General features: G+C 56.0%; 11 protein-coding genes. 9 read left to right on the forward strand and 2 right to left on the reverse strand.

Going from position 1 to position 16198, the window contains the following annotated elements:
* Window positions 1–15: 15 nt before the first annotated feature.
* From VFO10_RS30540 to VFO10_RS30555, 4 genes are all read left to right on the forward strand, one after another.
* A complete protein-coding gene (locus VFO10_RS30540; protein WP_325145825.1) occupies window positions 16–1533 on the forward strand; it encodes a sugar ABC transporter ATP-binding protein in 1518 nt (505 codons plus the stop codon).
* The gene (mglC, locus tag VFO10_RS30545; RefSeq protein ID WP_325145826.1) at window positions 1533–2537 is read left to right on the forward strand and encodes a galactose/methyl galactoside ABC transporter permease MglC; all 1005 of its coding nucleotides are present in this window, start codon (window positions 1533–1535) and stop codon (window positions 2535–2537) included. Before VFO10_RS30540 ends, mglC begins: the two co-directional genes overlap by 1 nt.
* Window positions 2538–2703: 166 nt before the next feature.
* The gene (locus VFO10_RS30550; protein WP_325145827.1) at window positions 2704–4353 is read left to right on the forward strand and encodes a GIY-YIG nuclease family protein; all 1650 of its coding nucleotides are present in this window, start codon (window positions 2704–2706) and stop codon (window positions 4351–4353) included.
* 10 nt (window positions 4354–4363) lie between these two features.
* A complete protein-coding gene (locus VFO10_RS30555) occupies window positions 4364–6739 on the forward strand; it encodes an ATP-dependent DNA helicase (RefSeq protein ID WP_325145828.1) in 2376 nt (791 codons plus the stop codon).
* Here VFO10_RS30555 and VFO10_RS30560 read toward each other — a convergent pair.
* Window positions 6660–7571, reverse strand: a complete 912-nt coding sequence (locus tag VFO10_RS30560; RefSeq protein ID WP_325145829.1) for a GNAT family N-acetyltransferase — start codon at window positions 7569–7571, stop codon at window positions 6660–6662. The two genes, VFO10_RS30555 and VFO10_RS30560, sit on opposite strands and share 80 nt — an antisense overlap.
* A 366-nt stretch (window positions 7572–7937) precedes the next feature.
* Here VFO10_RS30560 and VFO10_RS30565 point away from each other — a divergent pair, with 366 nt between their 5' ends.
* The 4 genes from VFO10_RS30565 to glgP all read left to right on the forward strand — a co-directional run bounded on the left by VFO10_RS30565 (window position 7938) and on the right by glgP (window position 14476).
* Entirely contained in the window at window positions 7938–10232 is a 2295-nt protein-coding gene (locus tag VFO10_RS30565) for a nitric-oxide reductase large subunit (protein ID WP_349259399.1), read from the forward strand.
* Between the two features lie 117 nt (window positions 10233–10349).
* Window positions 10350–11345, forward strand: a complete 996-nt coding sequence (locus VFO10_RS30570; RefSeq protein ID WP_325145831.1) for an LLM class flavin-dependent oxidoreductase — start codon at window positions 10350–10352, stop codon at window positions 11343–11345.
* 246 nt (window positions 11346–11591) lie between these two features.
* Complete coding sequence (locus VFO10_RS30575; protein WP_325145832.1) at window positions 11592–12719, forward strand: hypothetical protein; 1128 nt, start codon at window positions 11592–11594, stop codon at window positions 12717–12719.
* Between the two features lie 131 nt (window positions 12720–12850).
* Window positions 12851–14476, forward strand: a complete 1626-nt coding sequence (gene glgP / locus VFO10_RS30580) for an alpha-glucan family phosphorylase (protein ID WP_325145833.1) — start codon at window positions 12851–12853, stop codon at window positions 14474–14476.
* 63 nt (window positions 14477–14539) lie between these two features.
* Here the strand turns inward: glgP and VFO10_RS30585 are convergent, their stop codons facing one another.
* Window positions 14540–15496 carry a nuclease-related domain-containing protein gene (locus VFO10_RS30585; protein ID WP_325145834.1) on the reverse strand — a complete coding sequence of 319 codons (957 nt, stop codon included), beginning with the start codon at window positions 15494–15496 and terminating at the stop codon, window positions 14540–14542.
* 273 nt (window positions 15497–15769) lie between these two features.
* On the opposite strand from VFO10_RS30585, the gene VFO10_RS30590 reads away from it, so the two are divergent.
* The coding region (locus VFO10_RS30590; RefSeq protein WP_325145835.1) for a hypothetical protein at window positions 15770–16198 on the forward strand (429 nt) is incomplete at its 3' end.

Consider the following 16198-nt stretch of genomic DNA (forward strand, 5'->3'; position numbering starts at 1 on the left):
GCGAGAGGCATAAGGATGAGTGGATTTGTTCTGGAAATGAAAGGCATCACCAAGCTCTTTCCAGGCGTCAAAAGCCTGGATGATGTGAGCTTGAATGTAAAACCCGGCAGCGTGCATGCGCTGATGGGAGAAAACGGAGCGGGCAAATCCACTCTGATGAAATGCCTTTTTGGACTCTATCAACCGGATCGCGGCACCATCGTCTTTGATGGCAAAGCCGTCCAGATCAAGGAACCCAAACAGGCTCTCGAACGCGGCATTGCGATGATCCATCAGGAGCTGCATCCCGTGCCGGACCGCAGCGTCATGGAAAACGTCTGGCTGGGACGCTTTCCCGTGCGGCGCCTCGGGCCCTTTTCCTGGGTCTCCGATCGCAGCATGGAAGAGGCCACGACCAAACTCTTTCAGGAGCTGGATATCAGCATGGACCCGCGAGTCCGCATCGGCACTCTCTCCGTGTCGAAGATCCAGCTCATCGAAATCGCCAAGGCCGTGTCCTATCAGTCGAAGATCATCATCATGGATGAACCGACCTCATCCCTGACCGGGCCCGAGGCGGAGCGGCTGTTTGCGATCATTCGCGATCTCAAGAAGCGCGGCGTGGCGATCATCTATATTTCCCATAAGATGGAAGAAATCCTGCGCATCGCCGATGAAGTCACCATACTGCGCGATGGCCGGAAGGTCGGCACATGGCCGGCGTCGGAACTGACGATCGACACCATGATTCACAGCATGGTGGGACGATCTTTGGATCAGCGTTTCCCGCCGAAGCTCAACATTCCGAATGAAACCTATTTCGAAGTGAAAAATCTGAGCGCAGGCGCGAACGGACGTCTGCGCGATGTTTCCTTCAGCGTGAAAAAAGGGGAAATCCTGGGCATCGGCGGTCTGGTGGGCGCGCAAAGGACCGAGCTGCTCGAAACCATCTTCGGCCTGCGGCCCAAGGCCACGGGACAGTTTTTCAGTCAGGGCAAGGAAATTTTCATTCGCTCCCCAAGGGATGCGATTCAGCACGGCCTTGCGCTTCTGACCGAAGAACGGCGGGTCACCGGCATTTTCCCCACCTGGTCGGTTCTGGAGAATACCGTCATCGCCAATCAAAAGCATTATCGCGGCCCTTTCGGATTGATCAGGGACAAACCGCGGATTGCCGATACCGAACGCAGCATTCATGATCTCAGGATCAAAACCCCATCCTGGACCGCTGCGATCAAAAACCTTTCTGGCGGCAATCAGCAGAAAGTCCTGCTGGCCCGCTGGCTCCTGACGCAGCCGACCCTGCTTCTTTTGGATGAACCCACCCGGGGCATCGACGTCGGCGCGAAAGCGGAAATTTACGGAATGATCGTGGAACTGGCCAAACAGGGCAAGAGCGTGATTGTGATTTCCTCGGAAATGGCCGAATTGATCGGGCTGTCCGATCGCATTCTGGTCATGTGCGAAGGCCGTGTGGCCGGCATGATCCCCGGCCAGGGAGCCACCGAGGAGCAGATACTGCGGCTCGCGACTCAATTCAAGGAACCCGTCTGATGATGAACAGCTTTCAAAAAAGAATTCTGACCTTTCTTCTCGAAAATGCGATTTACGTCGTGCTCGTCCTTTTGGTGGCCGGTATTTCCATTCAGGACCCCAATTTTCTTTCCTTCGGCAGTCTGCGGAATATCCTTCTGAGTTCCTCGACGAAATTGATCCTGGCCCTCGGCAGCGCGATGGTGCTGATCAGCGGTGGCGTGGATCTGTCTGCGGGTCGGGTTGTGGGTTTTGCTGCGGTCCTTTCCGCCTCCATGCTGCAGATCGAGGACTATCCGCGGCGCTTTTATCCCGCGCTCAGCCAGTTGCCTCTGCTCGGTCCAATTCTTTTGGCCCTGGCTCTGGGGGCTGTGATCGGGGCTCTGAACGGACTCGCCGTGGCGAAACTCCGCATTCCGCCCTTTATCGCGACCCTTGGCAGCATGGTGATCGTTTTTGGTTTGAACCTTATTTACTTCGATCAGGAACCGAATAACTCCCAGCCCATAGGTGGTCTGCGTCCGGATTTTACCGACCTTGGATCAGGGGCTATCTTCGGCATGCCCATCATCGTCCTGATTGCAGCGGCCGTTTTCGGGATTGCGTGGATACTGTTCAATAAGACCCTGACCGGCAAGAGCATGTATGCCATCGGCGGAAATCGTGAAGCAGCGCGCGTCTCGGGCATCAATGTCGATGCCACTCTGATTCGCATCTATGCCACGGCCAGCGCCCTGGCAGCTCTGGCTGGTATTCTGGAAGCGGCGCGCTCCGGCGGGGCCAAAAGCAACTACGGTGAGATGTATGAACTCGATGCGATTGCGGCCTGCGTGGTGGGCGGTGTTTCCACCAGCGGCGGGATCGGAACCGTGCCGGGAGTCCTGGCGGGTGTTTTGATCTTCTCCGTCATCAATTACGGCCTGACCTTTATCGGCATGAATCCCAACCTTCAGTTCATCGTCAAAGGCCTGATCATTATTACAGCCGTTGCGATCGACGTGCGCAAGTATTGGCAGAGAAGCTAGGGCCTTGATCCAAAGTTGGCTTAGGCCAATGATTAAGCCGGCTGAGAGTTGGCAACGAAGCCTCAGATTCCTGGGGTCGCGGATCTAGGGAATAAGGCCCATATGGCAGCTTGCCTCCCCCTCCCAAAACAGGCGAAGGTAGCCTTGTTTTGAAAGCGGAGGCCGCGTGCCCTTTTTTGCGCAAAAATTCATACTCTTTGATGTCCAGACCACGGGCACCAATCCCGAAACCAGTGACATCATCGAAGCCGGCTGGGGCCTCTATCACGCCGGAGCGGATCCTCTGACTGTGGACTGGCAGGTCCGTCTGGTTGCACCACGGGACTCCGTGAATCTTTCCCGTCGCATTCAAAAACTGACCGGACTCGCCGCCAGCACCTGGACCGATGAGACGGCCATTTCCTACGAAGAGCTGAGCAGCCAACTCAGCAGCTTCCTGCATGAACACGCAGGTCTGCCGATCCTTGTGCATTATGCGCGCTTCAAGCGGCCTTTTCTTTTCAAAGCCCTGCATGATGCCCATGTCGAGGGTCTTGAAGGCCTTTGGAGCCTCATGAATGAACGCATGGCCTGCACCTATGAACTCGCAAGACGTATGATGCCGCATCTGAAGTCCTATAGTCTGCGGGCCGTCGCGGGTTATGCCGGCTATTCGCTCGGTGACAAGAAACGATCCCGCGATCATCTGATTGCCACGGCATATATCTGGAAATACATGGTGGCCGAGGGTTCCACCGCACACAAATCGGCCACGACCCTGCCTCTGCAGGATCCGGGTATTCGGCAAAAACGTTTGAGTCTCCCGGACGCTCCCGGCGTTTACTATTTTTTGGATCAGGCGGAGCGCATCCTTTATGTTGGGAAAGCCAGCAGTCTTAAACATCGGCTGAATTCCTATTTTCGCGGGCAAAAAACCAAGGGCAGCCGTCTGAATGAAATGCTGACGCGCGCCGTGGACTTTCGCTTTCGCGTGGTGCGGACGGAACTGGAAGCCCTGTTTTTGGAAAGTGACGAGATCAAAAGGATTGATCCTCCTTATAATCGGCTTTTAAAAACGGATGAACGACGCGTTCAAAGTTTTCGTTTGAAAGATTGGCTTTTGCCTTCGGAAAAGTTTCCCGATGCGCCCCGCTGGGCGGCGCAGCTTTGGGGCCCTCTCCTTTCCGTTTGGAATTTTCAGTGGCTGCTCTCGATCACCGGCGCTGCAGTCAAACCCGAGGCCATACCGTCCAAACGCTGGCTCGATGCTTATTTTTCCGAGGACGTGCTGGAGGATGCAAAAGGTCTCATCTTTGCCACAAGGGAACCGGATGCCGAAACCTGGCAGGACTGGGCACGGAAGGTTTGGGAAACATGGCTCGTAGAGCGCGAGCAGGAGGACGATGAGTCGCTTGAAGAGGACGAGCCCGAGGCTGAACCCCATGACGAGGATGCCGAAGCCACACCCGAAGAGGCCGCGGCCTTCATTCAGCATACGCTTCTGCATGCCCTGCGTCAGCTGCATCGGGCCCGTTGGCTCCTTCGCCTCATGGACTGCACCATCAGCTGGCAGTTTCGGGGTGGGGATGCGCCCGTTTATTATCTTCGCATGCAGGCCGGCGTTCCCACCTGGATGGATGAAGCGCCTGATCCAGGAGCTTTCTTACCACGTTCACGCTGGGAGCGTTTGCAGGAGATTGATCTTCCCACGCATGATCGTCTGACGATACTTTACAGTGAAATCCGCAAGGGGCTGAAGCGCGGGGATCAGCTTCGTCTATGTTTAAGGCCCGGCCTTGTCCTCGATCAGGACCGGCTGCGCACGCAACTTTTCTAGCAGGACCAGCATGAGCCGACTTCCCGTGGGTGTTCGTGAATTCGCCGTTCCCTTGCGAAGGGAAGGGAGTCTGACGTCCGGTTCCGGGCAAACGCTTTTGCCCTTGGACTTCGGCCAGGATATTCATCAGCGCATCCAGGACCGGCTGCGGAATGAAGACGAGCTTTTCCAGCCTGAATATCCGCTGCAGCAATCCTTCAAAGAAGGCTCCGTCACGCTTCATGTGCGGGGCCGCTGCGATGGATTTTTCAATCATGAAACGCCGCTGCTTGAGGAAATCAAGTCCACGCAGCGTTTTGATGCCTTGGATAAGGCGCTGCATGAGTCCATCGAACATCCCTATGTGCTTCAGATCAAAGTCTATGGTTACATGCATTGGCTGAAGAGCGGCAAGGTCCCCGGGCTGCAGCTGCGCCTCGTCTGCCTTCAGACCCTGAAGGAAAAAATTATTCCCGTGGCCTTCGACCCGGAACTTTTTCAGGACTGGATCAAGCAACGCTGCGAACAGATCGTGGCTGAATTCAAGCGCTTTCGAGCCATTCAAAAAAATCGGCATCATCTTTCCAAAAAGATTTTCTTTCCCTTTGCCGAGCCCAGGCCTTCCCAGACCCAGCTGATGGAAAGCGTCAGGACCGCACTGGAAAACGAAGAGCACCTTCTTTTGCAGGCGCCCACAGGCCTCGGCAAAACCGCAGGCGTCCTGGTCCCGGCGCTGACCTTCGCCCTGGCGCGCGGCAGTCCCCTCGTCTATATCGCGCCCAAGAACAGCCAGTTTCAGGCCGCCATCGACCTCGTTCGAATTTTTCATCGGCGAAGAGTGGGTCTGAAAGTCCTGGTCGTGACTGCCAAGTCCAAAGCCTGTCCTCAAGCCGAGGTCAATTGCCACGATCTGGTTTGCCCCTTTGCCAAGGACTATCACAGCAAAGTCGCCCGGCATGAGCTTACACCGCGTGATAAGAAAAAAAATCTGTGGGATCGACGTTACTTTCAAAACCTTGGAAAGCAGTTTGAAATCTGCCCTTACGAAATTTCGATGGAACGCCTGCGGGAAGCCGACCTTGTGATCTGCGATTACAATTACATCTTTTCGCCGTTCGGCAACTACCTGACCCGTTATGCGGATCCCATCCTTCCCCTGCCCGATCCTGTGCTGGTGATCGACGAGGCACACAACCTGCCGGAGCGCGTGCGCGATGCCTATTCGGTCGAAATTCGCCTGTCCACCCTGCAGCATCCATCCCTGCCGCCGGCCCTTGTGAAAAAGGCCCTGCAGCTGTTCACCTCGATTCGTCCCGTCCAGGCCGAAACGCGCGTGGATATCGACGCCAAGGCCGTGAAAAATCTTCTGGCCGAATGTTTGAAAGGCATGATCGAGCGTTGGGGTGAAGAGGGACTGCCGACGGCAGACGATCCTCTCTTCGAATTCTTCATGGCTCTGACCGCCCTGGATCAGATGCTGGAGCAGCCCCGCGATGCCGTCCCCATCCTTTACAAAAAGGAAGGTCATGACACCATCATCAAGGCTCTTTGCATTGATCCCTCGGGCTTTATTCGGCCTATCCTGGATCATTTCCGTGGCGTCGTGGCCTTCTCGGCCACGCTCAAACCCTTTGCTTTTTATCGTGATGTCTCGGGCTTTGATCCCGAGAACACGGTTTGCGTGGAATTGAGTTCGCCCTTCCCACGCGAGCATAAAAAAATCCTCATCATCCCCCAGGTGCAGACGAGCCTCCGCGAAAGGGATCGGCATTACGCCCGCATCGCCCAGATCATTCAAAAGCTTGCCGCGCTCAGGTCCGGGCCCAGCCTGGTCTTTTTTTCAAGCTATGGATTTCTGCGGCAGGTCCAATCCGAGCTACAGGCGCTGCAGCCCGACTGGACGATCTACACGCAAAACAATGCCATGGGTGCCGATGCGCTGAATGATCTTTGGGACGTCATCGACCGGAGCGAAGGCATCCTCCTGATCCTGGCCGTTCAAGGCGGCTCCCTGGCGGAAGGCATCGACTTCAAAGGCCGCGGCGTTCATAACGTTTTCATTGTCGGGCCAGCGCTGCCGACCGCGAACTTTGAACGGCAGCTGATGCAGGAATACTTCGAGAAAACCTATAAGCAGGGACGCTCTTATACCTATACCTATCCAGCGATGACCCGATCCATCCAGGCCGCAGGCCGGATCGTGCGCGATGCGAGCGAGAAAGGCGTCATCGTCCTGATGGACCCAAGATTTTTGGAAATGGACTATCAGGAAACCATGCCGGCTGATTGGTTTCAAACGAATGCGCGGGAACTCGTCTCCACCCAGATCATTCGGGACGTGAATGAGTTCTGGCGGATGCAGGATGAAGAAGCTTTTCCATTTCAAATTGAGCCAGCTGCTCCGTAAAACCCATGGCCTTCAGAAAACTCAAAGTATGCCCGGCGCGTTCATCGACATTCACCCAGGAATAGGTTTTCTGTCCAGGACTGCGAGCCATGAGTTCGCGAAGAAGAGTGGAACCAAGACCCTGACGCCGCCTGTCGCGTCTGACCCACAGCTGAGCAATGCCGCCCCGCCCGGCCCCGATGATCCCATAGCCCAGGCATTGCCCGTCGTCCCAGCTCGCCACCAGACGATAAAGATCGGGACGGCGACGAATCGTATTCCAGCCGTTTTGCCAGGAAGCCTGAAACCCATACCTGGCTTCAGCGAGGAAAGCCTCTTCCAGCCGTGGAATTTCGTCTGGTGCAACATCCCTGACGCTATGATTCCCCTGGTCGACACGGAGCTGCGGCGGGGCCTTTAAAACAAGGCATTCGAGGCGCCTTGTGATGTGAAAGTCGAGACTTTGATAAAGCTTCAGCGCTTTATCATTGCGGGTGATGACTTCCAGCACATAACTTTCAAAACCCTGGGCGTCGAGCAGTTCAAACACCTTCTGCATCATACCGCGGCTGATGCCACGTCCGCGAAAGGCAGGAATGACCCCGGTCCCGGCATCATATGCGGTCCACTTTCCATTCCACTCGTCCTTGGCATTCAGAGTCAGGCCCACCATACGTTTGCCGACGAAGGCCCCGACGCTCAGTCCATAGTCGACAGCGCGCAGTGCATTCATCTCGCGGAACATGGGTTCGGACGTGCGGATATCCACAATATAGTCGGAGAACGCTTCCAGAAAACATTGATGAACCTCATGAATCGCGGACTCTTCCAAGGTGCGATACTCCAGATTCATTTGCGCTCCATTCTGATATGGTGAACTTGCCCAATGCAGGCCTCAACCTACAATGCAGACGTCAACATGCAACAGCTTCTCAACCACCGCAACCCTGAAAGGAGCTGTGTATAATATTTCTATCATGGCACAGCTTTTCGCTTCCCTCGTAACAGGCGCGAACGGTGCAAAGGCCAGTGACAGCCGTTTGAAAGGGAAAAAAGGCGCTGATTTCGAGAAGGCTTATCTCGACGAGCAGGTCACCATGCACCAGAATAGGAGCGAGCGTCTCTTACATAAAAAGAGACGCGCCCTCCGCGCTTTCCCGCCCCTGGATTGCATATTGCATGCTCCTGCTTCAGTCCAAAAACTGAAGAGGAGTAAATGATGAACGCAACGCGCAGGTTATGGTTCAGTCTAGGCACAGTCGTCTTCCTTTCCTTTGCTGTGTTGGGATACTACGGCTGGGAAATCTATCGCCAGGCTCCACCCATTCCCAAGCAGGTGGTCACGACCGATGGCCAGCTGGTATTCACGGCTGATACGATACAAACCGGCCAGCAGGTCTGGCAAACCACCGGGGGTCAGGAACTGGGTTCCGTCTGGGGTCATGGTTCGTACCATGCTCCAGATTGGTCCGCGGATTGGCTGCATCGTGAAGCCGTGTTCATACTGAATCACTGGGCCCAGGCAAACGGCCAGGCCGATTTCGAAGCCCTCAAGGCGGATGACAAGATTCTGCTGCAAGAGCGTTTGAAACGGGAAATGCGCACCAATAGCTATGACCCCGCAACCGGGATCCTGACCATAACTCCCGAACGAGCGGCAGCGATTCAGGCCAACAGTGATTATTACAGCAGCCTGTTCACGGGCGATCCGAAGATGGCCAGCCTGCGAGAGGCCTATGCCATGAAAATGGTGACGGTGAAAGATGCCGATCGCATGGCCGCGCTGAACGCCTTTTTCTTTTGGACAGCCTGGGCCGCCGTCACAGAGCGTCCGGGACAGCCGATCACGTACACCAACAACTGGCCCGCGGATAAACTGGTGGGCAATGAACCGGCCTCCTCGCTCCTCCTTTGGACCGGCTTCAGCGTTATCCTTCTTTTAGCGGGGATCGGAGCCCTTTCCGCCTATTACGCCAGCCACAACGATGAACCGAAGGATGTGAGCGAACTGCCTCGCCAGGATCCTCTGCTTGCCCTGACGCCGACGCCCTCGATGCGGGCGACGCTTAAATATTTTTGGGTGGTCACCGCCTTGATCGTGGTGCAGATCATACTCGGCATCGTCACCGCTCATTATGGGGTGGAAGGAACGGCCCTTTATGGATTTCCCTTGGCGGAAATCCTGCCTTATTCTGTGACGCGCACCTGGCATCTGCAGCTGGGCATTTTCTGGATCGCCACGTCGTGGCTGGCGACCGGGCTGTTCGTGGCGCCTGCAGTTTCCGGCTATGAACCGAAGGGGCAAAGACTGGGCGTCAATTTCCTGTTCCTCTGTCTTCTGATCATTGTGGTCGGTTCCCTCGCCGGGCAATGGTTTGGCGTCATGCAAAAACTCGAACTGGGGACCAACTTCTGGTTTGGTCATCAGGGTTACGAATACGTGGACCTCGGCCGCTTCTGGCAAATATTCCTGGCCGTGGGTCTCTTCCTTTGGCTTTTCCTGATGACGCGCGCGATCTGGCCCGCGTTCCGCAGCGATCGTGAAGGACGACATCTCCTGGCGCTTTTTCTGATTTCATCGGCGGCAATCGCTCTTTTCTATCTGGCCGGCCTGATGTGGGGACAGCGCAGTAACCTTGCCGTTGTCGAATACTGGCGCTGGTGGGTCGTACATCTTTGGGTGGAAGGCTTCTTTGAAGTCTTCGCCACGGTTGTGATCGCCTTTCTGTTCGTCCGCATGGGTCTATTGGGTGTGCGTCTTGCGACGCAGACGGTCCTATTCTCGACCATTATTTTCCTGGCGGGCGGCATACTCGGAACCTTCCATCACCTTTATTTTTCGGGCACGCCGACAGCGGTGCTCGCCATCGGTTCGTCCTTCAGCGCGCTTGAAGTCGTGCCGCTCGTGCTGATCGGATTTGAAGCCTATCACAACCTTCGGCTCGGACGCGCGGCCCCCTGGGTTCAGGCCTATCGCTGGCCGATCTATTGCTTCATCTCCGTCGCGTTTTGGAACCTGGTCGGTGCGGGGATTTTTGGCTTTCTCATCAATCCGCCGATCGCGCTTTATTATATGCAAGGTCTTAACACCACGCCGGTGCATGGACATTCGGCCTTGTTCGGCGTTTATGGGATGCTTGGAATCGGGCTGATGCTTTTCGTTCTGAAGGGTCTGGCCGGTCGTCAGATTTGGAAGAACGGACTCATTAAGTTCTCGCTGTGGTCGATCAACATCGGCCTTGGTCTGATGATCCTTCTCAGTCCTCTGCCCATCGGTTTTCTGCAGACGCTGGCGGCCTTCGATCACGGCTACTGGTATGCGCGTTCCGCGGAATTCATGCAGACGCCGCTCCTGGATACGCTGCGTTGGTTGCGGGTGATCGGAGACACGCTCTTCGGCATTGGCATCCTGGGTCTGGCGCTTTTCGTGCTGGGTCTGAAAACGGGTTGGTCCACTCAGGTCGGCACTTCGGATTTGCCTCAGGAAGGCGTCATTCGGCCTGTTCACGTATGACTTCAGTCAGGGACCGCACCCGCGGTCCCCTTTTTTGCGCTTCAAAAGACGCGGGAAAAGGCTTAGATTCCTGCGGGGAATCCTGATCCTGGATTCACTTATGGAAAGGCAGATCGCATGACTCTTAAAACACCCTTTTCCGTGCTTGATCTGGCCATGTATCCCGAGGGCCGCACGGCTGCCGATGCCTTCGCCGCCACGCGTGATCTGGCCCAGCATGCTGAAAAATGGGGTTATCATCGTTATTGGATGGCCGAGCATCACAACCTGGAAGGCATAGCCAGCTCCGCGACAGCGGTTTTAATCGGCTATGTGGCGGCGCACACCCAAAGCATTCGGGTCGGTTCAGGCGGGATTATGCTGCCCAATCATGCGCCCCTGGTCGTCGCCGAACAGTTTGGGACGCTGGCCACGCTTTATCCTGATCGTATTGATCTGGGCCTTGGCCGCGCCCCTGGAACCGATCAGGCCACGATGCGGGCACTCAGGAAGGAAGCGGCGGCCTTTCCCGTGGATTTTGCGGATCTGATCGAGGAGCTGCTTTTCTACTTCGCACCTCCTCAACCTGGACAAAAAATCCGCGCGATCCCCGGAGCCGGTATGGACATACCGCTCTGGCTCCTGGGTTCCAGCCATTACAGTGCCCAATTGGCTGCCCGACTCGGCAGACCTTATGCCTTCGCGGGTCATTTTGCGCCGCAGGAAATGCTGCAGGCCATTCGTCTTTACCGCGCCGAATTCCGTCCTTCACGTTATCTCAAAGAGCCCAAGGTCATGGTGGGCGTTGCCGCTGTGGCCGCCGATACGGATGAAAAAGCCGAGTATCTGGCCACCAGTCTTTATCAAAGAATCCTGACTCTCATTCGCGGCAACCTGAAACCCACGCCCCCGCCGATCACCAGCATGCAGGGCCTTTGGGCTCCGCATGAAGAACAGGTCCTGCGGCAGATGACAACGACCATGATCGTAGGTGGACCCGCCCGCGTTGAAGCCGGTCTGCGGCAGCTGATCGACCGTACGGGAGCCGATGAGTTGATCATCACCTCGGATCTTTATGCGCATGAGGATCGATTGCAGTCGTTTGAGATCATGGCTGCCCTGCGTTCTCTTTAACAGCTCCACCCCCCCCGCGACGCCGTCCCCCAGGCCTTCGAGCGTTGACATCAAAATCAGGACTTCCTATGATGACATCGCTCGCGTTGGGGGTTTTTTGTGCGACCATTTTTCCTGTCTTGAATTTCCTACTCCTCTTAAGATGCGAGCTGGTAAAATGGCAAAAGCTGGAATCATCCGCTGATCGAAGCGTGAATCTCTGAATGGAAAGTCAACGCGCGGCTCGCAGAGAATGATGGAGTTGTCATGAGTTTAATCAGGTTTCCACTGTCCTGGCTTCTTTTGCTGCCCGCAGTCAGCACGATGTCCTATGCGAAGGATGAGGCCGTGCGTGGAGACGACGTCGAGCTTCAGATGGCGCAGGAATCCAATGAAGCGATCAATGCCGCCGGGACCACTCAGGATGCTCAGGGACAGCAAATTCCCGGCTATTACGATGGCCAGAATACGCAGAATCCTCGTGGCAATCAGGGGCAAGGAAGCGATCAGGAGCAGCAGCGTTTACAGGAAACCCAGCAGGGTCAGCGGCCCCAGCAAGGTCAACGCACGCAGCAGGACCAGTTTCAGCCGCGTCAACCGCAAGGCCAGGATGCGGATTATCAGCAGCGTTTGATGCAGGGTCAGGGGACGCAGACTCAGCAAAGGTTCATGCAAGGACAGGGGACGCAGGGTCAGCGCTCCGGTCAAGGCAATCCTCAGGGTCAGGACCCTCAGTATCAGGAGCGTCAGGGCACCCAAACGCAAACTCAAGGCCAGCGAAATCCCGCCTCCCTTCAAAATCAGCCGAACCCGCAGTCCAGCACGGACCCATCGGAAACCGTGCAGGGTCAAGGTCAGGGTGCCGCTCCGGCCGCAAATACACAAGGCCAAAGAGGTCAGGGAACTCCGGTTCAGCCCGGATCCGGTCAGGTCCAGGACCAGCTCCCCCCCGAACCGCCGCAGGTGAAGCTTCCGAAAAAACCTCGGGTGTTCCCCACGCCGACCCCAACGCCGACTTCGACCTTTACGCCAGCGCCGGCACCCAGCCCGATACCGGAACCCACGACGAGGCCTCAGCCTTCGGGTCCGAAAACCAGTGAGCAACGATCCTACGAATCCGCCATGCAGACTCGATGGAAAACGGCCGCTGATGAAATCGCTCTGCTCAAGTCCCGTGGCGAAAGCCTCCAGGGCAAGAAAGGCAAGGCCTTTCGCGAATCTCTGCGCACTGCATCGGGCAACCGTTCCATGGCACGAACCAAACTCAATCAACTCGTTCGCGGCTCGTCCGCCGACTTTGATAAACTCAAAACCGGCGTTGAACGTGCCTTTGCAGACCTCGACACCTCCATCGCCCGAGTCCGTTCCTATTTCGACGAGCCACCACCCCCTTAACGCCGTCAATGTTCACAAGATGCCCGCCGCCCGACCTACAGTCACGTGGGAATAGCGCTGGCCGGCAGGCCTTTTTCGTGGCGGCTTTGGAGCGCAGTTGTTAAATTCGCGGCTCAAGATGAGGTGTGAATATGACTACAGTTGCCAAAAAATTGCCCAAAGTTGCCTATCTTTGCATGGAATATGCTCTTAAGTCCCACATCAAAACTTATGCCGGTGGTCTTGGAATCCTGGCTGGGGACTATCTGAAGGGCGCCAAGGAACAAAACCTTCCGATCGTCGGCGTCGGCATCAAATGGAAGCAAGGTTACACGGGCCAGAAGATTACTGGCGATGGCCGCGTGATGGACTCCTATCAAAACTATCCCTACGACGGCCTCGAAGACACCGGCAAAACCGTGAAGGTCCAGGTCCGCAAGCGCGATATCACCTGCCGCATCTGGCGCGCGGTGGGTCACGGCGTCAGTGAACTCATCCTTCTCGATACCGATCATCCCGCCAACGGTGATGCGTGGATCACAGGTCAGCTCTATGGCTGGTTCGGTGAAGAACGCGTGGCCCAGGAAATCGTGCTCGGCGTGGGTGGCGTGCGCGCCCTGCAGGCTCTCGGCATCGAACCCGATGTCTATCACTTCAACGAAGGCCATGCGGTCCTCGCGGCCCTGGAACTCATTCGTCAAAAGCGCGAAGCGGGCATGACCCTGGCCCAGGCCAAGGTCGCGACGCGTAAGCAGGTGGTCTTCACCACGCATACCCCGATCAAGGAAGGCAACGAATCGCATCCGCATGAACTTCTGCAGTATATGGGCGCCAACCTCGGCCTCAGCGTGGAAGAAATGCATGAGATCGGCAGCACGCCCTTCAACATGACGATCGCCGCTCTGAATCTTTCCCGCGATGCCAACGCCGTTGCCGAACTTCATGGCGAAACCGCACGCAAGATGTGGGAAGGCGTGGATCTCGGCCCGAAAATCACCGCAGTCACCAACGGCATCCACCGCGGCACCTGGGTTGATCCCCGCATGGATCAGGTGAAGGCAAATCCCGACAAACTGTGGGATCTTCACATGGAACTCAAGCGCGATCTTATTCAGTTCGTCCACAAAAGAACGGGCAAAAAACTCGCGGACGACAAACTCCTGATCGGTTTCGCCCGTCGCGCCGCCCCATACAAGCGCTCGAACCTGATCTTCGACTGCGGTCCTGAGGTTCTGAAAGCCCTGGAAAAAGGCCAGTTCCAGATCGTCTTCTCGGGCAAAGCGCATCCCCTGGATGATACCGGCAAAGGCATCGTCCAGCAGATCGTCAAATACAGCCGTGAAATGCCTGAAAACGTCGTCTTCCTGGAAGACTACGATATGGATATCGGTGCCGCCCTCACCCGCGGTTCGGATGTGTGGCTCAACAACCCACGCCGGCCTTTGGAAGCCTGCGGCACATCCGGCATGAAAGCTGCGATGAACGGCGTCCTGAATCTCTCGATTCTCGATGGCTGGTGGCCGGAAGCCTGTGAGCACGGCGTGAACGGTTGGGCGATCGGTGATGATGTGGTCCCTGCGACGGTCGCCGAACAGGATAAACGCGATGCCGAATTCCTGGCCTCGGTCCTTCTGAAGGAAGTCATCCCCACCTATTATAACGATCACAAAAAATGGGTGAAGATGATGCAGGCCAGCATCGAAAGCATCACAACGCGTTTCAGCGTGGAAACCATGCTGAAAGACTATTACGAAAAACTCTACAGTCCCGCAAAATAATCCAGGAAAATCAGGCCGGGTCCGCCCGGTCTGCGACCGTCCCGCGGTGAGATGAAATCAAGCTCAGTCCCTGCCCTTCCGCTCGCGTTCATCGTAATACGATTGATCCTTCCAACCGAGCTGCAGGCTTTCCACATGCAGCCACGCGATCTCCTCTTTTTCATTCTGCCCGGCCGGACGAAAGACGAGCTTCGCCTCGGGATGGAGTGGATACATTGTCCGCTTCCCCGACCAGTCCGTTACGTGCAGTTTAGCCTTGAAAAAAAGTCCTGGAACTATCCTTCGCCAGATCATGGCCCGCGCCTTGCGGATATATTTTCGCTGCAGGGCCGAGGCCTTCACGTCCGGCACGGCCATATATTCAAGATCGCCAAAGACCACCCGTCCCCCATGGAGTTCGAGGCGATCCCAGGTGGGAAGTTCATCGAGCGTCGACACAAGCTGCTCGAAGGGAAAGTCCCGCGCCGGTTTTTTCTGCCAGAAGTACCGCTTCGCCTGCCCGCACTTCAAAAGGGCGCTCGCCATCAGATTGTTCAGCTCCACCACCTCGTCACAGGCTTTGAGGCTCTTATCCAGATTCATCTGCGCATTGGTCAGCAGCACCAGGGAATGCATGGCAGCGGCCGGCACAGCAATATTCCTGCGCTTCAGCCAGTGCCGCAGCGAAGCCACTTTCTCGGCATTCAAAGGCACCGGATCGACCAGCACCTTCTGCTCCTGCCCGCGCTCCTGCAGCCACTTCCCTTTTTGCCTTGAAAGGCGGCCACCCCAGTGTTTGACTTCGATGGCCAGGATACCGACTTCACTCACCAGCAGAAGATCAATCTCATATTTGCCCGACCCCTGGGCCTTGGGCACACGCAAGGACTGATAAATTTCAGCCTTGCCATTCAATTTCTTCAGAACGCGATCCAGCTCCGAAACAGCCAGCTGCTCGCCATGACTTCCCGCCTGATCACTGGCGATCATGGAAAATCGAATTTGAGCTTTGCGCAGCCACTTTATTTTTTCCGCCAGCATGAGCACCCTTTCCCAAGGGCCGTAAGGGCCCCGGCTTTTCCTTGCAAAGCTTTTTCCTTTGAAAACCATCTTAATCTTAAGCACTTGCAAAGGGAAGCCTGACCAAGGTTCAGCCAGAGTTCAAAAGTTTTTGGCTGGAACGAAAATTTCCCCATTTTTCGGCCGAATCCTCTGCACCTGAATTCAAACCCCGGGAATTTCATGACTTTTTGGTAAAGCTCATGCGGCCGCATCCGATAGAAGAGGCAGATCAATCAGGGAAGGAAGAAGCCCTTGGCCTTTGGTGCGAAAAAAACTTCAGAGCAGTTGATACTGGAAAGCGACAAAGCTGACCTCTCCAAAGCCGGCTATAGTTCTGATCTTAGCTATACCGCCCTTGATGAAGAGACGGAAACCTTCACGGTCACCGTCGATCGCGTGCACTTCAGAAAACCCCTTGAGATCGTGCTCGCCGTCCTGGAAGCCAATGGTTTTGCCACCAACTTTGAAAATCTCTGCTCCTGTTTTGATACCATGGTGCATAGCGTGCGGATTCGGGCGTCGGAGCGTTCCGGCGATGAAACGGTTACAGCCCGGAGTTTTATTCCCTGTCTCAGCTTTCAGCTTCCCTCGAAAAATCGCGTGGGCTTTCTCCTCAAAAAATTCTATACCGAAATCGAAGCCTATGAACTCGACATCGCACGTCTGCGGGCCGGGGACCAG

The sequence above is a fragment of the Oligoflexus sp. genome (assembly GCF_035712445.1).
GTDB lineage: Bacteria > Bdellovibrionota_B > Oligoflexia > Oligoflexales > Oligoflexaceae > Oligoflexus.